17 protein-coding genes and 1 pseudogene are annotated in these 19020 nt (G+C 46.0%); 8 read left to right on the top strand and 10 right to left on the bottom strand.

Annotation, left to right across the window (positions count from 1 at the left end; all coding sequences use genetic code 11):
- Nucleotides 1–12: 12 nt before the first annotated feature.
- Both pgl and zwf read right to left on the bottom strand, forming a co-directional pair.
- Nucleotides 13–729 (bottom strand): 6-phosphogluconolactonase, encoded by a 717-nt coding sequence (gene pgl, locus A8L45_RS05020; RefSeq protein ID WP_068899860.1) that lies wholly within the window; start codon nucleotides 727–729, stop codon nucleotides 13–15.
- Complete coding sequence (gene zwf, locus A8L45_RS05015; RefSeq protein WP_068899857.1) at nucleotides 730–2229, bottom strand: glucose-6-phosphate dehydrogenase; 1500 nt, start codon at nucleotides 2227–2229, stop codon at nucleotides 730–732. It abuts the gene before it with no gap.
- Between the two features lie 810 nt (nucleotides 2230–3039).
- Here zwf and A8L45_RS05010 point away from each other — a divergent pair.
- Nucleotides 3040–3786 carry a sporulation protein gene (locus A8L45_RS05010; protein WP_068899856.1) on the top strand — a complete coding sequence of 249 codons (747 nt, stop codon included), beginning with the start codon at nucleotides 3040–3042 and terminating at the stop codon, nucleotides 3784–3786.
- 140 nt (nucleotides 3787–3926) lie between these two features.
- Here A8L45_RS05010 and htpX read toward each other — a convergent pair whose 3' ends face one another.
- Entirely contained in the window at nucleotides 3927–4808 is an 882-nt protein-coding gene (htpX, locus tag A8L45_RS05005; RefSeq protein WP_068899890.1) for a protease HtpX, read from the bottom strand.
- Nucleotides 4809–5092: 284 nt separating this feature from the next.
- Between htpX and A8L45_RS05000 the strand changes: the two genes are divergently transcribed.
- Nucleotides 5093–5272 (top strand): hypothetical protein, encoded by a 180-nt coding sequence (locus A8L45_RS05000; RefSeq protein ID WP_068899854.1) that lies wholly within the window; start codon nucleotides 5093–5095, stop codon nucleotides 5270–5272.
- 120 nt (nucleotides 5273–5392) lie between these two features.
- Here A8L45_RS05000 and bioD read toward each other — a convergent pair whose 3' ends face one another.
- From bioD to bioB, 4 genes and pseudogenes are all read right to left on the bottom strand, one after another.
- Nucleotides 5393–6103, bottom strand: coding sequence for a dethiobiotin synthase (bioD, locus tag A8L45_RS04995; RefSeq protein WP_068899851.1), 711 nt, complete (start codon nucleotides 6101–6103; stop codon nucleotides 5393–5395).
- A pseudogene (bioC, locus tag A8L45_RS04990) lies at nucleotides 6096–6851 on the bottom strand (malonyl-ACP O-methyltransferase BioC); the annotation flags it as partial. The gene bioD and the pseudogene bioC, both read right to left, overlap by 8 nt.
- A gap of 73 nt (nucleotides 6852–6924) precedes the next feature.
- Nucleotides 6925–8097 (bottom strand): 8-amino-7-oxononanoate synthase, encoded by a 1173-nt coding sequence (gene bioF, locus A8L45_RS04985; RefSeq protein ID WP_068899849.1) that lies wholly within the window; start codon nucleotides 8095–8097, stop codon nucleotides 6925–6927.
- 3 nt (nucleotides 8098–8100) lie between these two features.
- Nucleotides 8101–9153, bottom strand: a complete 1053-nt coding sequence (gene bioB / locus A8L45_RS04980) for a biotin synthase BioB (RefSeq protein WP_068899847.1) — start codon at nucleotides 9151–9153, stop codon at nucleotides 8101–8103.
- 106 nt (nucleotides 9154–9259) lie between these two features.
- Between bioB and bioA the strand changes: the two genes are divergently transcribed.
- From bioA to sstT, 5 genes are all read left to right on the top strand, one after another.
- Complete coding sequence (bioA, locus tag A8L45_RS04975) at nucleotides 9260–10534, top strand: adenosylmethionine--8-amino-7-oxononanoate transaminase (RefSeq protein WP_068899887.1); 1275 nt, start codon at nucleotides 9260–9262, stop codon at nucleotides 10532–10534.
- A gap of 168 nt (nucleotides 10535–10702) precedes the next feature.
- Complete coding sequence (locus A8L45_RS04970) at nucleotides 10703–11254, top strand: LON peptidase substrate-binding domain-containing protein (RefSeq protein WP_068899845.1); 552 nt, start codon at nucleotides 10703–10705, stop codon at nucleotides 11252–11254.
- An 80-nt stretch (nucleotides 11255–11334) separates the two neighbouring features.
- On the top strand, nucleotides 11335–11970 hold the full coding sequence (locus tag A8L45_RS04965; RefSeq protein WP_068899843.1) for a sigma-70 family RNA polymerase sigma factor: 636 nt from the start codon (nucleotides 11335–11337) through the stop codon (nucleotides 11968–11970).
- Between the two features lie 87 nt (nucleotides 11971–12057).
- On the top strand, nucleotides 12058–12627 hold the full coding sequence (locus tag A8L45_RS04960; protein ID WP_245680645.1) for a ChrR family anti-sigma-E factor: 570 nt from the start codon (nucleotides 12058–12060) through the stop codon (nucleotides 12625–12627).
- Nucleotides 12628–12963: 336 nt separating this feature from the next.
- A complete protein-coding gene (gene sstT, locus A8L45_RS04955; protein ID WP_068899841.1) occupies nucleotides 12964–14184 on the top strand; it encodes a serine/threonine transporter SstT in 1221 nt (406 codons plus the stop codon).
- A gap of 46 nt (nucleotides 14185–14230) precedes the next feature.
- Here the strand turns inward: sstT and A8L45_RS04950 are convergent, their stop codons facing one another.
- Both A8L45_RS04950 and mlc read right to left on the bottom strand, forming a co-directional pair.
- A complete protein-coding gene (locus tag A8L45_RS04950) occupies nucleotides 14231–15478 on the bottom strand; it encodes an AAA family ATPase (RefSeq protein ID WP_068899839.1) in 1248 nt (415 codons plus the stop codon).
- A gap of 199 nt (nucleotides 15479–15677) precedes the next feature.
- Nucleotides 15678–16892 carry a sugar metabolism global transcriptional regulator Mlc gene (mlc, locus tag A8L45_RS04945; RefSeq protein WP_068899836.1) on the bottom strand — a complete coding sequence of 405 codons (1215 nt, stop codon included), beginning with the start codon at nucleotides 16890–16892 and terminating at the stop codon, nucleotides 15678–15680.
- Between the two features lie 634 nt (nucleotides 16893–17526).
- Between mlc and queE the strand changes: the two genes are divergently transcribed.
- A complete protein-coding gene (gene queE, locus A8L45_RS04940) occupies nucleotides 17527–18189 on the top strand; it encodes a 7-carboxy-7-deazaguanine synthase QueE (RefSeq protein ID WP_068899835.1) in 663 nt (220 codons plus the stop codon).
- A gap of 61 nt (nucleotides 18190–18250) precedes the next feature.
- Here queE and queD read toward each other — a convergent pair whose 3' ends face one another.
- Entirely contained in the window at nucleotides 18251–18613 is a 363-nt protein-coding gene (gene queD / locus A8L45_RS04935; RefSeq protein WP_068899834.1) for a 6-carboxytetrahydropterin synthase QueD, read from the bottom strand.
- Nucleotides 18614–19020: the final 407 nt, after the last annotated feature.

Raw genomic sequence — 19020 nt, 5'->3', positions numbered from 1 at the left:
TTATTTCTCCATTTATGCCAGTGCGCGTGCTGCAGCAGCATCAAAAAACCATTCTGTTTCGCCATTCACTGCCGCAATGTGTGCAGCAGGATAAGGAAGCACTTCTTCGCCCTGATGGTTATGAATTTCATCAACCATATCGGCTTTGCCCGCACCAAGTACCAGATAACTGATACGCTTGGCATTGTTTAGCAAACGTGCCGTTTTGCTGACTCTCAGCTGGCCGCTTTGTGGATGGCGAGCCACAGTAGTCAAAGCGGGATCATCATAGCGGGTATGCCCCGGGAACAATGAGGCGGTATGACCATCGTCACCCATTCCCAACAGTATCCAATCAAATGCCGGTACACCCTGCTCAGACGGAATGAGGTCAGCAATCTCTTTCGACAGTCGAGCCGCTTCAATCACGGGCTCATCTTCACCACGGATCCTGTGAATATTTTCAGCCGGGATTTCAATATGGCTAAATAATAATTCGTCAGCCTGACCGTAATTGCTTTCTGCATCTGTAGGCGGAACACATCGCTCATCGCCCCACCAGAAATGTAGATTTTGCCAGTGAATATCCGTCGCCCACTCTCTTGCCAGCAAAGCAAAAAGCTGTTTCGGGGTGCTACCGCCAGACAGCGAAATATGAACCGGACGATCTAATTGGCTATAGCGTTGAAGTTCCTTTGCCAACTCAGTGACAACAGCTTGGTTGTCGTCAAAAACTCTAATCGTGGTCATTTATAACTCGCAATATTCTGTGTTTGTCAGATTTTTACAAGGGAAGCGCCATGCTCTGTCATCATTTTTCAGCAGGTCATCGGCTTCTTTCGGGCCCCAGGTACCTGCCGCATAACCAAACAAGGCATCCGGATGTTCTTTGTACTCAAGGATAGGCTCAACAAATTCCCAGCAAGCTTTTACCGCATCAGAACGAGCAAACAGGGTCGCATCTCCCTTTACTGCATCTAACAACAGACGTTCATAAGCAGTCAGCAGTGTTGCTTCTTCCAGACTCTGATAGTGGAACTGCATAGAGACTTCTTGCGCTTCAAAACCTGCTCCCGGCTTTTTAAGACCGAAGCTCATTTGAATGCCCTCATCCGGCTGAATACGAATGATCAATTTGTTTTCAGGTGCGTCTTTGCCAAACACAGGGTGCGGTGTTTTCTTAAAGTGAATCACGACTTCTGTCACTCGGGTAGGCAATCGCTTACCTGTTCGAACGTAAAACGGTACACCGTTCCAGCGCCAGTTATCAATGAACATTTTGAGGCCAACATATGTCTCGGTACGCGACTCATCCGATACGCCGGGTTCTTCACGATAGCCGGGTAGCATCTCACCCCGAACTTCTGATGCCGTATACTGACCCAGTACCAGATTCTTTTTCAGATCATCATCGCTCAGCGGCTGAAAGCTCTGCATCACTTTCGCTACTTCATCACGGATGGCATCAGCACGAATCGCTGAAGGTGGCTCCATTGTTGCCATAGCCAGCACTTGCAACAAATGATTCTGGAACATATCGCGCACGGCACCTGAGCCATCGTAGTATCCACCGCGTCCTTCTACGCCGAGGAATTCACCACCAGTGATCTCAACATAATCAATAAAGTTACGATTCCAGAGTGGTTCAAACATCCCGTTTGAGAAACGGAATACGAGAAGATTCTGTACCGTCTCTTTACCAAGGTAATGGTCTATACGGTATAGCTGTGACTCTTTGAATTTTTCGTGGATGACATCGTCCAGTTCGTTGGCTGAAGCGGTGTTGTAGCCAAAAGGCTTTTCTACAATAAGACGTTTCCAGCCATCACTCTCTTTATTGAGGCCCTGCTCTGCAAGATACTGCGGAATCAATCCGTAGAGACTCGGTGGCGTGGCGAGGTAAAAGAGATTATTGGCACCAGTGCCATGGGCCTGGCCAAGGTCATCAAGACGTGCTTTGAGTTTTCCGTATTGTGAACTGTCAGAAGGATCAATGGACAGGTAGTAGAGGTGCTCGATAAAACGGGATAAGGTTACTGAGTCAACATTCTCACTGTCTTCAAGCGCTTTATGAAGCTTGTCCCTGAAGGATTCGTCGCTGTAGCCTGAACGAGAAACACCTAAGACGGTAAATTTCTCTGGTAACAAATTGCTGGCAAACAATTGATACAGCGCAGGAATGAGCTTACGTTGTGTTAAATCCCCCGAAGCTCCGAAAATAACAATATTGGTGTTTTCTGTGGTCGCCATTTGTGTTCCCTGGGATCGAATGACCAAACGATGCATCGACCGAGTAGCGAAGTAAACGTGATGTCACTCTAACACGTTTAAATTTTTAGGCTACAAGGTCATGCCTATTGCAGCGGTAGGAACAATAGATGAGACAGCATCGAGGAACAAGACTCAAATCTCACTATTTTTTGTAAATAAGGAAGCTGTCGCACAAAATTAGCACCAAAATAACTAAATCAATGCAAGATAGATGTAATAAAACAACAATATGGTGATTTTGTTTGCTGGTCTTACTTGTTGATTTAATTACTTGATAACAAACCACAAAATTGAAAACTATAAATTTTCAGGCTTACATGTAAAATCAGCCTTTAAAATCTATTTATATGGTTACAAATCACAAACAATGATAACTAAATAGGATCAATTTATTAACTTGGATATTTTTTATTCCATCATTTCTTATTTTGATTTAACCCCTCCTTCTCACATTAGTACCTGCTAATTTATTTTTTAAACACTGGGAAGCGATCATCATATTCTCGCAACTTATTACTTCACATTTGATTCAGAACTTAAAAAACACCATCATCTACACAGTCAAAAAATAAAAAGTGGTTATCGTCGGACGTTTGCGATTAGTAGTGGAAATCTCATGAGCATCAGTACAGCCTACTTACTAACGACCTGATGACTAATGACTAATGACCAATGACTAATGACTAATGACTAATGACGGTAAATTAACCCAACATTTCAAAGAAGCGAATCTGATAACTGATATCTTTATTGCTTTATTTATGACGTCTTATGAAAGGAGATCAGGACATGTTTAGGAAAATCCTCGCATCCGTCGGTATAGGGGCAGCGAAAGTTGATACCGTCCTTCACACAGAACACCTTTATCCAGGGCAAAATTTTAGTGGTGAGATCCTGATTGAGGGAGGAGATGTGGAGCAAGACATTTCCGGTCTCGATTTGGCATTAATGACAAAAGTAAAAGTAGAAACGGAAGATGACGGCGTTCAATACCAAAATTTTTGTATTGATAATTGGCATTTAAGCGACTCATTTACTCTACAACCCGGCGAGAAGCGCGCTTTACCCTTTGAAGCCACCCTACCCTCAGAGACGCCAGTGACTGAACTGCCAACGTCAAAAAATAAGTGTGTGGTTTGGATTCAAACTGGCCTCAATATAGACATGGCAATTGATGCGAGCGACAAAGACTATCTCTATGTTTATCCCAATGACGTTATTCAGGCATTTATGGCTGCGATGGAGGAATTCGGTTATTCAATGGCAAAAGCTGACGTGGAAAAAGGATACCTCAATGCTGGTAGCTTTAATTCATCTTCAGGTTGCTATCAAGAACTTGAGTATCGTCCCGGCGGTTTCACTTTGTTTGGCATTAAGGAAGTTGAATTCTCATTTGTACCTGAGGTTCACCAAACACATGTGCTGATTGAGCTAGATAGAGCATTTACAGGAGATGGTTATAAAGCGATGACAATCCCTCATCATCCCGATGAGCTAGCCTCTATTGAAGCAAGGCTTAAGGATTTACTCAGCTAACAACGTAAATACTGCGGGCACACAGCGGATCGAGTTCTTCTCTATGCCGAGTGGTTATTTCGCTCACATTGGGAAAAGCATTAAAAAAGCCCCGAATGTCGGGGCTTTTTGTTATGAGAAATCATGTCGGAAGATCTGGTTTACAGATGCTCACCACGGCGAAGCGCATCAATACGCTTGTCCAAAGGAGGGTGCGTCATAAACAGCTCGCTGAGTGATTTCTTGCCGTTGATGCCGAACGCCATCATTGAACCTTCAAGCTGCGCTTCTTGGCTTACTTTCAGACGCTGAAGGGCGGCAATCATTTTCTCTTTACCAACCAGTTTCGCTGATGCAGCATCGGCTTTGAATTCACGGTGTCGACTGAACCACATGGTCAGAATACTCGCGAGGAAACCAAATACCAGCTCAAGCACCGTTGAGACAAGGAAATAGGTCATAAAGCTACCGCCACCCTCGCCTTCTTCTTCGTCACTGTTCATACCGCTGATAGCACTGGCGATCATCCGGGAGATAAAAATGACAAAGGTATTTACCACACCTTGCATCAACGCCATAGTGATCATATCACCGTTCGCTATGTGGCCGACTTCGTGTGCAAGCACTGCCTCAGCTTCGTCACGGCTCATGTTTTCAAGTAGCCCTGATGAAACAGCTACCAGTGCATCGTCACGTTTGGCGCCTGTTGCAAAAGCATTCATGTCATCGGCGTAGTAAATAGCGACATCAGGCATACCAATACCCGCCTGTTGCGCCTGACGGCTGACCGTACTCATTAGCCAGTGTTCCATTTCATTGCGTGGTTGTTGAATCACTTCTGCGCCAACAGATCGCAGCGCCATCGATTTGGACATCAGCAAAGAGATAATAGAACCACCAAAACCGATCAAGGCAGCCATAACAAATATGCCTGAACTGCTCCCGGGTCTTATCCCTGTAACAGCATAAACAATATTCAGTACGATACTTAAAACAATGATGACAGCCAGGTTAGTGGCGAGAAACAAAGCTATGCGTTTCATGTTGAAAATTTTCTCCGTGTTGATGAAGCGCTCATTCATCAAAAATAGTATGGGCATAATCCACAAAAACAAGTCCCGGCAGCATATTGTTACATTAAATTAAGAGACGATATGCCATATATCCGTTGTCATTTTCATACGGAATAACAACGGCATTGGACTTTAGTATGATTGCATAAGTTCATTCAGTTGATTATGTTTATGCCTTAATTTCTGAAACATACATCGACGATATTAGAAAGTCCGCAGAGACGGAATCCCAAATCAATGGAGTGTTTAAAAAAATGGGTGAGAATGAAAACTACAGAATGGCTATAGATATTCTTTGCTGTCATCTTGGAATGAGTTTTGATGAAGCTTGCGAAGAACTCGGTCTGACTGAAAAAAGTGTCAGTCATAGCGGCCTGGCGTCAGTCTGTAAGACTCAACAATCTTTGGTAGGATTGCTGCCGGACGAAAAGTAATCTGTTTGGCGTTTTTGCTTGCTGCCATCCAGTTTTAGAAGAACGCCAGCACTTATGCTGGCGTTTTTTTGCTTTATAAATTACGTTTCAGTCTGAAAACTTTCGAATTTAAACAGCATATCAGACTGTTACCTTGCACAAATGGATAGCCAGTAACTCGTCCACTATAAGGTGATTACTCATTCCTTGCTGAGACTCAGCAGCATCAGTTTGATAGGGTAACGCACCAAGAAATGGCGTATTCAGCCTTTCCCTCAGTGTGTCTATATTCTCTTCAACAAACTGCGCCTGCGGATCGACACAGTTCGCGATCCAGCCAACCAGTTTCAGGCCGTCATCTCTTATTGCCCGGGCAGTCAACAAAGCATGATTGAGGCAACCCAGTTTTATACCTACCACCATGATCACGGGTAATTGCTCCTGCTTAACCCATTGCGAAAATAAATAGTTGTCTGAAAGGGGGACATGCCATCCGCCTGCGCCTTCAACAATCACGATATCGCTTTTCGCTTTTAATCTTTCGAGGCCATCAGAAAGTAACGATGGCAATACCGGGCTGGTCTCAATCCGGGCGGCAATATGTGGCGAGCATGGCGTTGCCAGTAGACAAGGGTTGCACTCCTCATAGGTCATATCTACATTTGATGTCGCCCTGAGCGCGACTGCATCGGGATTACAGATCCCATCAGAGCTCGACTCACTGCCTGCTGCAACGGGCTTGTAGCCCGCGACGTTTACGTTTTTTTGTTTTAACGCCTCTATCAGGGCAACAGAGGAAAACGTTTTTCCAACTTCGGTGTCTGTGCCCGTGACAAAAAAAGCATTACTCATTAGTTACTACTCCAAACCCAACTTGATATGTTGCAGGCAGCAGTCCGTCTTGCTGTCTAAAGAGCGCATACGCATCCTCTAGCTGACGAAATTTGGCTCTGCCAATAAGGCCGTTAGCTCTGCCCTCGGTTAAATGCGTTGCGCCTATCCCCTTCAAATCTTTCATTAGTGCCATGCCAGACGCGTAACCCAGAGTGACTGCCTGTTGGGTAACACGTGCTTCGTTAAAGCCAGCGCTCAAGCAGCACTTGTTCACTTCTTCGTGGGTAAGAAAATTATTTACGTGGCGGTGTTTGTCTACCGTTTTCCACGCTTGCTTCAGCTCTGACAGGGACCCATCAAGTAACGTAGAGAAAACTGCACTGCCTCCCGGTTTCAGAACCCGTTTGATCTCCTTGAGTGGTAAAGAAAGGTCGTGACACCATTGAAGCGCTAGCGAACTGAATACAAAATCCACTGAGTTTGTCGCCAGTGGAAGTTGCTCTGCATCACCTACTATATATGTTACAGCGTCACCACAACGCTGATAAGCATGCTCTAGCATCCTTTCCGACAAGTCGAGAGCCATCAGACAGTGGGATTGCAGAGCGAGCTGCTGGCTGAAAAATCCAGTACCACACCCGAGATCCAACACTGTAGAGTGCGCTAATTGCTGCTGAGGCAACAACTCCATCAATCGTGCTCCCACATCACGCTGAAAGGCTGCGCTGGCGTCGTAGTGGCTTGCTGCACGGCTAAAAGCCTTTTTTAGTAGACGCTTATCTGACGGGTATCCTTACCCATCACATTCTGTAGCTGCTCATCATGCAGTGTAAACGCGTTCATAACTCCTCCTGCATGTTGCGCTTTATCTGTTCTGTTAATGCATTCACCTGCTTCACTGAGTGAGACGCCGATAACGTCACCCGCAACCGTGCCGTTTTGGGCGGCACTGTGGGTGGTCGAATTGCACCAACCCAGAAGCCAGACTGCTTCAGGTTTTCAGCCACCTTCAGTGTTCGTTCAGTATCACCAAAAATAACGGGCTTTATTGGCGTGATCGTTTCCGGAATCCGATCAGAAAAATCCGACAAGTTGCGGTGGAAGGTATCTGAAAGTTCGGCGAGCTTCTCACGCCGCCAGACCTGTTGACGTATGAGGGTAAGAGCATGACTGATAGCATGGGCTTGTCCTGGGGGTATAGCGGTTGAGTAGACAAAATGCCGGGCAAATTGTGTCAGATAGTTAGCGATACTCTCTGAGCAAAGAACGGCGGCACCCATCAAACCAAATGCCTTGCCAAACGTAAGAACCAGAATATCAGGTTTTATATTTTTCAATGCCGAACTACCCGCCCCATCATCCCCCAGTACGCCACAACCGTGGGCATCATCGACCATCAGCATCGCGCCGTTTGCGCGACACAGATTATCGATCTCAGACAAAGGAGCTAAATCGCCATCCATACTGAACACACCATCTGTGGCGACCAGTACACCGCTTTGATTGTCGCGTTTTTTACAGAGCTTCTCTAACGAACACATATTGTTATGATGGTACCGACGAAGCTCTGCCTCACTTAATATTCCGGCTTCCATCAGCGAGGCATGATTTAGCTTGTCTTGCAGCAACAGATCGCCTTTCTGCATAAGACTGAAAATGACAGCCTGATTCGCTGCGAAACCGCTGCTGAAAAGAAGAGCACGTGGATAGCCCTGCCAATCGCACAGCGTCTCTTCCAATGCCTCATGAGCAGGGCTTCTGCCTACCACCAGAGGTGACGCTGTGCTGCCAGCGCCATAGTGTTCAATACCTTGCTGCCACGCACGTTTCAGTTCAGACGTTTGGGCTAACCCCAGATAATCATTCCCTGAAAAATTAATGTATGGCTGCCTGTCATCACCTTGATAAAGTTCACTCTCAGACAGCGAACAATTGGTCAACGAGCGATAAAGTCCAGACTCTTTTCGCTGATTTAATTGCTGCTCAACACGCTGTAACAAAAAAGCTGTCATCGTTTACACAGAGGCATCGTAAAAGAGATCATCTTTACTGGGGCGTGACGCAACCTGTCTCGCCACTTGATTCATCAACGCTTCTTCCTCTATCTCGTCTGGCTTTTGGACTTTTTGCTCACTGTTAATACCCAGCTTACGGAATAACAACATGTCGTTATCCTCATCAGGATTAGGCGTAGTAAGCAATTTGCAGCCATAAAAGATAGAATTTGCGCCCGCCATAAAACACAAGGCTTGCATTTGTTCATTCATTTTTTCGCGGCCTGCGGAGAGGCGAACAGCTGATTTTGGCATCATGATCCGGGCGATAGCGATGGTGCGGATAAATTCGAATCCATCCAAGTCATCCACATTTTCAAGTGGTGTACCTTTTACCTTCACCAACATATTGATGGGTACACTGTCAGGATGTTGTGGAAGATTTGCAAGTTCCACCAGCAGGCCAGCGCGGTCACGGGCACTTTCGCCCAGACCGACTATTCCACCAGAGCAGACTTTCATGCCTGCACTGCGGACATTTGTCAGTGTATCCAGCCGATCCTGATAGGTACGCGTAGTGATAATATTGCCGTAGTACTCGGGAGAGGTATCGAGATTGTGGTTGTAATAATCAAGTCCCGCTTCTGCCAGTTCATCTGCTTGTTCAGAGGACAACATACCAAGCGTCATGCAGGTTTCTAACCCCATGTCTTTGACGCCAGTTATCATTTCCTTCAGGTAAGGCATATCGCGCTGTTTGGGGTTTTTCCATGCCGCCCCCATACAAAAACGGGTTGCGCCAGATGCTCTAGCTTTTTGCGCTGCATCCAGCACGCGTTCTACTTCCATCAGGCGCTCTTTTTCAAGGCCTGTACGATAACGAGCACTCTGTGGACAGTACTTACAATCTTCGGGACAAGCGCCAGTTTTTATTGATAGCAGGGTACTTACCTGCACGTGATTATGTTCCTGATGAGCCCTGTGCACGACCTGTGCCTCAAAAACCAAATCCATGAATGGCTTTTCAAACAGAGCTTGTACTTCACCAACAGTCCAGTTGTGGCGTACTTCCACCTTAAATCCCTCTTTACAGTATTGAATTGTTGTTTAGTCTAAATTGCCGCATTACAATGTCAACAACGGAATCAAATTATAGTTTACAACTGGACTAATTATGCAAATTGACACGGAATTTGACCGCCAACACATCTGGCATCCTTACACATCAACGATTGATCCCATCCCCTGTTACCCAGTTAAGGGAGCTGAAGGTCTGGAGTTGATTCTGGAGGACGGCACACGTTTGCTGGATGGCATGTCTTCATGGTGGGCGGCAATTCATGGCTATAACCACCCGGTATTAAACGAAGCTGTGGAAAGCCAGCTCAAACAAATGTCACATGTCATGTTTGGCGGTATTACCCACCAACCAGCCATAGCTCTGTGTAAAAAACTGGTGGCAATGACAGCGGAACCCCTGGAAAAGGTATTTTTATGCGATTCGGGTTCTATATCTGTAGAAGTCGCGTTAAAGATGGCGCTGCAGTACTGGCATGCACTGGGACGACCCAAGGATAAGTTTCTCACTCTCCGTCATGGTTATCATGGTGACAGCTTTGCTGCTATGTCAGTGACTGATCCGGATAACTCAATGCACAGCCTTTACAAAGGTTTTTTACCGGAACATATTTTTGCTCAGTCGCCTGAGAGCGGTTTCTTTGACGCGTGGAACGAGGACGATATTTCAGACTTTGCGCAAAAACTTGAGCAAAACAGAGACCGAATTGCAGCGGTTATCTTGGAGCCTATCGTTCAGGGCGCAGGTGGTATGCGAATCTATCACCCTACTTATCTTCGCCGGGTCCGTGAGCTTTGTGATGAACACAATGTCCTTTTAATCTGCGATGAAATTGCTACTGGTTTTGGCCGGACAGGAAAATTATTTGCCTATGAGCATGCCGAAATCACACCAGATATTCTCTGTTTAGGCAAAGCACTGACTGGTGGCTACATGACACTGGCCGCGACCATAACGACGTCCCATGTGGCAGACACCGTTTGCAGTGGTAAAGCTGGGTGCTTCATGCATGGACCAACATTTATGGCTAACCCATTAGCATGCGCAGTGGCAAATGCCAGTCTTGAGTTATTGACGAATCAAAACTGGCAACAAAAAGTTCATTCTATTGAGAATCATCTCTCTACCCTACTGCCACCACTTAAGAATCATCACGCGGTAAAAGATGTCCGTTGGCTCGGTGCCATTGGCGTTGTAGAGACTCATAACAACGTTGATGTAGCTGAAATTCAAAAAGTATTCGTAAAAGAGAAAGTATGGATTAGGCCATTTGGACGGCTCATATACATCATGCCTCCTTTTGATATGGAGGAGCATCACCTCTCGGCACTTGTAAGAGCCATTCAAAAAGGGGTTGAACATTGCTTTGGTGAGTAGTGACGTGTTGGCTGCACTTTACAGCATCGAAAATAGGCTTCGTTAATCTACTTTATTCCTTCTCAAGCCAGACGTTTCAGGCGGTCAAACTATAACCATACAAATACTGTATGATCTGTCTGAAGCTCTGAGGCGTATAGATAAACTGTTATATATGAGGAGAATGAAATGAGATTAGGCCTGTTCCCATTACCCCTTTTTCTACTACCCGGTGGTGTTACCAAGCTCAGGATCTTTGAGCCTCGTTATGTGCGCCTGGTGAAAGAGGCTATGCACTCGGGAAACGGTTTCGTTCTGTCGATGAAGGATGGTGACGCAATATGTCGCTTTGGTACTTTGGTCGACATTATTGATTTTGAACAATTGCCTGACGGTCTCTTAGGTATAACAATCCGCGGCAAAAGCAGAGCTAAAATTTTTAACGTTGCACAGGAAGATGACAAGTTGTGGGTAGGTGACGTTGAAGCGCTGGGTGATTGGCCCGCTGACTTCGAATCGTTGCCAGACAGAGTAACGAACGCTTTGAAGTCAATTTTTGATCAACACCCACAACACGCCGCACAATACGATGATGAACCTGCAGACTTTTCTGACTCGGTGTGGGTTTGCCAGAGATGGCTTGAAGTTTTGCCGTTGGAAAACAGCCAAAAGCAATGGTTCATCTCTCAGGACAACGCTGAAGAGGCGAAGTCTTTTATTATTCATCTATTATCAGATTAAATATTCCTCTATATTGATCCAATGTCTCGTATATAACGTTGTATTATCATCTGTTCTGACAAGTTGGCCATATAATGAAAATGGAAGCGATCGATTCGGCATGTCACTTGCCCAAAACGAATCAAAGGAATAGCCGTAAAGTGTCTGCAAACGCGCTAACACCCGATGAGCTCAAAACACTGCTCTTGGACGTTGCATCAGAGAAGAGTTCTGAAGCATTTACAACTCTGTTTAACTATTTCGCACCGAAAATCAGGTCATACGGCCTTCGCCACCTTCGAGCAGAAGGTCATGCGATGGAGCTCGTACAAGAAACGATGATCCTGGTTTGGCGTAAGGCGCATCTTTTTGACCACAATAAAGGCGCAGCGTCTACGTGGATATTTACGGTGATGCGAAACGTCAGTTTTGACATGCTTCGGAAAGTCAAAAGTAACAGAGAAGACACCCTGAGCAATGACATATGGCCGCTGTTAGACGGCGATGAAGGTGTTCAGGAAGAAGAGGCCGTGCAAGGCCAATTACACAGCCAACTCCTCTCTTACATCGACAGACTCCCCGATTTACAACAACAGGTTGTCAGAGGTGTATACCTCAAGCAGCTTACTCATCAGGAGCTGGCGGACCAGCTCGATGTTCCCTTGGGCACTATTAAGTCTCGACTTAGACTCGGCCTGCAGAAATTACGATCTCATCTGGAGGTAGATAATGATTAAGTTTCATCCGTCCAAGGCGTTGCTGCAAGCACACGCCTCCGGCTCACTATCGCCATCGATGCGATTGCTGTTTCCGCACATTGCGAAATGTGTCCACAGTGTAAAAAGGCGCTCGACGAATGTGCCGCCGCAGAAGGCAAAGCGTTAATTGGGGCGGAAGAAGCGGAAGTCACTGAAGCCGTCAATGCTGAATTTGGTGACATGCTCAGCAATATTCTCAGCGATTCCATTGACCCGATAACAGTCACCCGAGCGACACCTGACACACACATTGATGTGGCTGGTGAGAGGTACAAGTTACCGACGGCGCTTCGTCGATACAAAGAAATCGATTGGAGCACAATGGGTGCTATCAGCCGTGCGAGATTACCCCTCGACGAAGGCAAAACAAGAGCGAGTTTACTCCATATAGGATTGAATGGCAGTGTCCCGAGTCATACTCACAAAGGGTACGAGCTGACATTGTTACTGAGTGGCAGTTTTACAGACGAAAACGGTACGTATGCACCGGGAGACTTCATTATGTTGTCGGGTGAAGACCATCACACACCTGTCTCCAAGGACGGATGCCTTTGTTACACGGTATCGAACGCACCGTTGCACTTCACATCAGGCGTTAGCAAACTCCTCAATACAATTGGTCGGGTGATTTACTAGCCTGCCATTGATTATACTAAAGGCTCCTTTTAGGAGCTTTTTTTGTTTCTAACCACGACAGTCTATTCGCCCTTAACGGCTGCACACGCCGAGCTTAAGCATCTAACATAGCACTCAATGATTTTGAGGGTCGAAAACACCAAGTCAGACCTGCAGCTGGGCAAAAGATGGTATTTATTATTAATAATCATCAATATAACGGATTAAAATTGCAAGCTATTCTCATTGGGCAGCAATTTCGTTCTTTACACATCTATAAAGTATTGTTTTAATCTCCCACCGCTTAATCCGCCACACCCGCCTAATGGCGAATCAATCGTGACGTGAGAAAATTTAATGACTCAATTACACTCATCTTTGGTACGAATTGCCAATACCAATCTTGTTGTTCAAATTCTAATTGGCATCATTGCTGGCCTCGTTCTCGCTACCCTATCTCCCGAGAGCGCTCATGCGGTCGGAATTCTTGGTGGCCTGTTTGTTAACGCGCTCAAAGCAGTTGCGCCAATATTAGTCTTTATTTTGGTTGCAGCCTCGATAGCTAACCAGAAGAAGGGACAGAGTACCCATCTTAAACCAATTATCTTTCTGTATCTGATGGGCACACTTGCAGCGTCGATCACTGCAGTGGCGATGAGTTTCCTTTTTCCAACTCACCTTGAGCTTGTCACCAGTAGTACCTCTGTGATACCGCCAGAGGGTATTGCAGCCGTTATTCGCACCTTGTTGTTCAATATTGTCGATAACCCTATTCACGCACTGATGACAGGAAACTTCATTGGCGTGCTGGCATGGGCTATCGCCTTGGGTATCGCACTTCACCACGCATCCGACGCAACAAAGACGGTATTTTCAGATATCTCAGATGGCATTTCGAATATCGTCCGCTTCATCATTAAATTGGCACCGATTGGCATATTTGGTCTGGTCGCCAACACCTTTGCAGACACTGGCACAGAAGCACTGTTAGGCTACTCGCACTTATTAGCGGTGTTACTCGGTTGTATGCTCACAATGGCATTGCTCGTTAACCCGCTCATTGTGTTTGCCATGACACGCAAGAACCCTTACCCATTAGTCTTTCAATGTCTACGAGAAAGTGGAGTAACAGCGTTCTTTACCCGCAGCTCAGCGGCCAATATTCCTGTCAATATGGCCCTGTGTGAAAAGCTGGAACTGAATAAAGATATTTACTCAGTGTCTATCCCACTTGGTGCGACTATAAACATGGGTGGTGCTGCAATCACCATTACAGTGCTCACCCTCGCTGCGGCGAGCACTTTAGACATAGACATCGATATCGCTACTGCTATTTTGCTCAGTGTTGTCGCGGCTGCTTCTGCCTGTGGTGCATCAGGCGTTGCAGGCGGCTCGTTGTTGCTTATACCGTTGGCCTGTAACCTCTTCGGCATCCCAAACGATATCGCAATGCAGGTTGTTGCGGTCGGTTTTATCATTGGCGTCATTCAGGACTCAGCAGAGACTGCGCTGAACAGTTCAACAGATGTGATTTTTACCGCCGCGGCCAGTCGATCTGTGCTCGCTGATAAAAACTGAGATCAGATGCAGGCAGCAATAATGGTTTGGCTGCCTGCATTTCGTTTTAGGATTCTGAATTTTTGATAACTCTGATGACCAAGTCAGGGTCAAAATGGAACTCTGAGATGTTTTTTAGCGCCTGCTCGTAAGACGGTTCGCAGAGCATCCAGCGTCCATTCTCTTTTCTGATCAGCCCCTGCTCTTCAAGATTTCGCACGGCTCCGGCGATTGGCGTGCTGGTAAGGCCAACCAGCATGGCAAATTCTGAGCTTCGTATTTTCGCAACCCGGGTGTGGGCAATGGCCTGTAAGGTTGCCACTTCCGCGCGTTTATTATTGTTCAGTTTCTCCTTTAACAATGACTGCACTTCATCGACAACGACGTCTTTGACAAAGTATTCCCATGCTTCTCTCACCACGCGATTAGATATGTATTTGGGCCTATCCGTGTTAAAAACAGCCAGTTCAAAGACTTGCAGTGAGAGATGAGAAAAGTCACGAGGATGACCTTTTGAGATATCACAAATGAGAGCCAGTGCTCCCTCCTCGTGAGAAAATTCACACTGTTTACTGACATGCAGTAGCTGCTTGTGGCAGTCATCGAGGGGTAAATTAGCCACTTTAACCCGACGGCACTGACCGTAAAGCGCCCGGTTTTTATTGACGAACGCATCACTCATCATACGTTTCTTTGAACCAGCAAATACCATAGCAACACGACTGGCGTCCTGAAGGGCTGAGCGTATTTCCCACTCCAGCCTCTCACCCTCATCAGCCTTTATCTCTGACAGTGTCTGGAATTCGTCGATAATAATGATGGATTGAGAGGCTTTCTCCATTGAAAGCCCCTCCAGTGCAATGAGCGCATCGCGGACGGGGTTATCCATACTGGCTGAAGTACGCAACTTTAGGGTGAGCTTGGCGAGATCTTTTCCGCCAAGCGTAAACTCAGGATCAAACCGAGAGAAAAAATGTTTTATGCCTTCCGACGCTTTGTGGTCCAGCTCTGCGATTTCTGCTGCAATATCGGCAACCGCCTGGAGAATTTTTCTTCTCGCTGCATCCATGGTTGCACAGGAGCTTATATCGCACTTACTCCATGCAACCCGGCGAAATCCATAGTTGGAAGCGTCTCTGCTCAGCGCACGACATACTTCGACAGCAACGGAGGTTTTACCGACACGTCGCTCACCTGATAACCACACGGAGCCTGAAGCCGAGAGTTCAAGCGTCAATGCTCTCCGTTGTTCCTGCCGATTGAAAAATGATGGTCCCTGCGCAATTTTTCTGGAAAAGAAGTCGGTGTAACGCATCGCTATCTCAAATTATGGACAGAATAGTATCTGGTAGGCTAACAAGTATTATGACTAACATCTAGCCACTAAGAGTTAGACGCTGAGATTTAGTCGACCTATCAAAAAAGGTAAAGAATCGCGTCAACAATGAGTCTAGGCCGTCCAGAAAACCATTCGATGGAAAGACGAATATCGTCAACATTAGGCTTTCTTTCAGCTACCCCTCCAACACTTTGATCAGCAAAAAACCATCATACATTGCGCGTTTTACCAACGCGGCACCTGCCATTGTCGTTCGTGCAGGAAGCTGAGCCGATTCAACTGTCAGGTGCTGGCTATACGCGGGTAAAGCCTGAGCCTTTAGGCTTTCATCAATAGCGGGGAAAAGTACCTGTCTTGCCTGATTGAACTCGCCATCAATATAGATCGTGTCTGGATTAAACAGGTTGACCAAGATAGCCATTGCTTTGCCCAAGTTATGGCCGTACTCAGACACCACTTTTATCGCCAGCCCGTCGCCATTTATGGCCGCTTCACTGATGCTATCGATAGTCAGATTATTCTGGTCTAACAAAGTGTCATGGCCCTGTCTGACAAGATTGTCTGCTTCAGCGAGCACCTCACTTAAACCTGCAACTGTGTCGAGACAACCGCTGTTACCGCATTTACATCGCTTGCCGAAAGGTTTGACTTGAATATGGCCAAGTTCGCCAATATTACCCAGACTGCCTTCCAATACATTACCGTCGACCAAGATACCGGCACCAATATTGTGATGAGCGGACACAAGTACGGCGTTGTCTGAGTTTTTTGCCTTGCCAAAGAATTTTTCAGCCAATGCCCATGAGCGGATATCATTACCAACGAAAACAGATAAGCCCGTCTCCTTATGAAGAAGAGCGCCTAGCTGAAGATTCGCCACCCCGTAATATGGCATGCTAACGACCACTCCCTGACGGTGGTCAACCAAGCCGGGAACAGTAACAGCAATTGAGGTTACCCTTTCAATACGTTGGGTGTGGCGGGCAAAAAACTGTTGTACATGATTGAGCAGTAAAGCCACGACCTCACTCTGAGACACCTTGGGTACATCAAACTTATCCTGAAGCAGAATCGCACCACTCAATTCATGCAGGGCCAATACCAAATAACCGGGACCAAGTCTGATTGATAGAAACTGCCACCCTTCATTATTCAGCATCAAACCAACCGCTGGTCTTCCCCGGCTACCCGATTCCTGAATCTCTGTTTCCTGAATTAAATGCGCTTCCACCAGCTCTCGGGTGATTTTGGTAATACTCGCTGGCGCGAGTTGGGTACGCTTGGATAGCTCAATGCGTGATATTGGACCAAGTTGATCAATTAAACGATACACAAGTCCGGCATTTTTACGTTTGATATGATCTATATGGCCGGGTTGAGCGAGAAGCATCCTATCTTCCTTACATTTTCTTTGCGCCGATTTTTTTTACCTTATAAAAAAAATAGCAGAACGACACCTATTCTTAGCTGATAACGCGACAATCGCTTCCTTTTCCAGAAAATAATTAGCTTTGCAGAGAAAAAGGAAGTGAGCTAGTTGACTAAAAACGAGTATGGCATGGCAGTTTTATAATAATAAGCATCAAATAATCGGAATATCTGTTTACGATTTAATAGGTTAAATTTCGACCAAGCATTGAAAGGTCAAATTTAGACCCGTTGTCACTCCATCAGTCGCAGTGAAGTGATATCTCCAAAATAGCGAACAATATTCTGGTTAACGAGAATGACTTACCTTCGCTTTCTCTTTGTAATAACACATTACTCACGGTAATTTTTTTACTTTGTAAAGTAATAATAAAGTCATCAGCAAGTCCTATGCGATAGAGCTCACAAAGCGTCAGTTGATTTAGTGATAACTCCAACACAGCGTCAAAATTCCTTTTCTGTTACTTGCCAAATGAGTAACGCTTTAAGATGACAAACTTAGGTCTGATTAATTGATTTATGTCACAAATAGAGGACATTGAAGTCATAACCTGACATAATCAGCGCCCCGATTTGATTGTTCAGTTAAAGGTAGCATGTACAAAGTTAACGAGATCTTCGAAACCATCCAAGGTGAAGGCATATTTACTGGCTTACCCTCAATCTTTGTTCGTCTGCAAGGTTGCCCGGTCGGCTGCGCTTGGTGCGATACGAAGCAAACCTGGGATGTGTTGGAGCAGGACCATCGCGACTTTGGCGAAATTTTGGCGAAGACGTCTGATTCTCCCCTCTGGACCTCGATAACGACGCAATCAATCGTTCAACATTTGCAAGACAGCTATCATGCCAAACATGTTGTGATCACTGGCGGAGAACCCTGTGTTTACGATCTGCAACCTTTAACGACCGCACTGGAAGCGGCTGGCTATCAATGCCAGATCGAAACCAGCGGTACTTACCCTATCCAAGCGACAGATTCGACCTGGGTGACGGTATCGCCCAAGATAGGTATGCGAGGAAAGTTACCTGTGCTAACTGAGTGTCTTGAGAGAGCCAATGAGATCAAGCACCCAGTGGGAACCCAATCTGATATTGAAAAGCTTGATGAACTCCTTGAGGGGGTTGTGTTAAAAGATAAAACAGTCGCGTTGCAACCCATCAGTCAGAAACCAAGAGCAACAGCATTGTGCATTGATACCTGCATAAAACGAAACTGGCGTCTATCTATCCAGACTCATAAGTACTTGGATATCGCATAAAAAAACGGCAGATGCCGGTTTTTTTTATGCTTGTTTTAGCAGACAATCACCCGATGCTGCCTCACTCTCCGGTGTAGACGCAGCCTGCTGTACACGTCTCTTTGATCATCACTTTGCTCAGACAAGGCAAGGCTGGTTTTAACTCATTCCAAATCCATTGTGCCAATACTTCACTGGTTGGGTTCTCTAACCCTTCAATATCGTTCAGATAGTAATGGTCAAGACGGTCATAAATAGGTTTGAATGCTGCCTTTATTTCTGCAAAGTCAATCAGCCAACCCGTATGGGGATCAACTTCGCCGGCAACATAAATCCGCACCATGAACGAGTGTCCGTGAAGACGACCACACTTGTGTCCTTCCGGTACATTAGGCAGGTGGTGGGCGGCTTCAAACATGAATTCTTTAAATAGTTCGGTGTGCATGGTGCGTTCCTGTAATCTCAATCTAGGTGCGGCGGCGATGCTACTGAATTATGAACAAAAGCTCAACGAAAAATGCGACAGCGATCGTTGATCGTGTCCCAAAAGTAACTAACTTCGCGAGAGAAGCAGCATTACCAAGCGCAACGATATTCATATAAGGTGTTATGCCGCCCCTCACTAGAGATAAGCTTTCACACTCATGCGGCACTCCCCAGCGTGTTTTGATGACAAGTTGAGCAAAGTTAATGGCTCTGCGAGTAGTGTGGCAATATCCACACCAGAAATTCACCTGCCAAAGGCTTTCAGTGCTTGCAGCTTAAGAGGATAAAGGTAAACTTGCTGTTTCGAATAGCTAAATTTTCCTTGTCCGGCAAGCATAACCGGATAGACTTCAACGGAGTTAGATG

It is taken from the genome of Veronia pacifica (genome assembly GCF_001707825.1).
Classification (GTDB): Bacteria; Pseudomonadota; Gammaproteobacteria; order Enterobacterales; family Vibrionaceae; genus Veronia; species Veronia pacifica.
This window is presented reverse-complemented; position numbering and strand designations above follow the sequence as displayed.

Coding starts and splice junctions, on each gene's coding strand:
- A8L45_RS05010 (WP_068899856.1), top strand. CDS start 3,040: ATGTTTAGGAAAATCCTCGCATCCGTCGGTATAGGGGCAGCGAAAGTT.
- pgl (WP_068899860.1), bottom strand. CDS start 729: ATGACCACGATTAGAGTTTTTGACGACAACCAAGCTGTTGTCACTGAG.
- A8L45_RS04950 (WP_068899839.1), bottom strand. CDS start 15,478: ATGCGTTACACCGACTTCTTTTCCAGAAAAATTGCGCAGGGACCATCA.
- htpX (WP_068899890.1), bottom strand. CDS start 4,808: ATGAAACGCATAGCTTTGTTTCTCGCCACTAACCTGGCTGTCATCATT.
- queD (WP_068899834.1), bottom strand. CDS start 18,613: ATGCACACCGAACTATTTAAAGAATTCATGTTTGAAGCCGCCCACCAC.
- bioF (WP_068899849.1), bottom strand. CDS start 8,097: ATGACAGCTTTTTTGTTACAGCGTGTTGAGCAGCAATTAAATCAGCGA.
- A8L45_RS04970 (WP_068899845.1), top strand. CDS start 10,703: ATGAGATTAGGCCTGTTCCCATTACCCCTTTTTCTACTACCCGGTGGT.
- zwf (WP_068899857.1), bottom strand. CDS start 2,229: ATGGCGACCACAGAAAACACCAATATTGTTATTTTCGGAGCTTCGGGG.
- A8L45_RS04960 (WP_245680645.1), top strand. CDS start 12,058: ATGTGTCCACAGTGTAAAAAGGCGCTCGACGAATGTGCCGCCGCAGAA.
- A8L45_RS05000 (WP_068899854.1), top strand. CDS start 5,093: ATGGGTGAGAATGAAAACTACAGAATGGCTATAGATATTCTTTGCTGT.
- queE (WP_068899835.1), top strand. CDS start 17,527: ATGTACAAAGTTAACGAGATCTTCGAAACCATCCAAGGTGAAGGCATA.
- mlc (WP_068899836.1), bottom strand. CDS start 16,892: ATGCTTCTCGCTCAACCCGGCCATATAGATCATATCAAACGTAAAAAT.
- A8L45_RS04965 (WP_068899843.1), top strand. CDS start 11,335: ATGGAAGCGATCGATTCGGCATGTCACTTGCCCAAAACGAATCAAAGG.
- sstT (WP_068899841.1), top strand. CDS start 12,964: ATGACTCAATTACACTCATCTTTGGTACGAATTGCCAATACCAATCTT.
- bioD (WP_068899851.1), bottom strand. CDS start 6,103: ATGAGTAATGCTTTTTTTGTCACGGGCACAGACACCGAAGTTGGAAAA.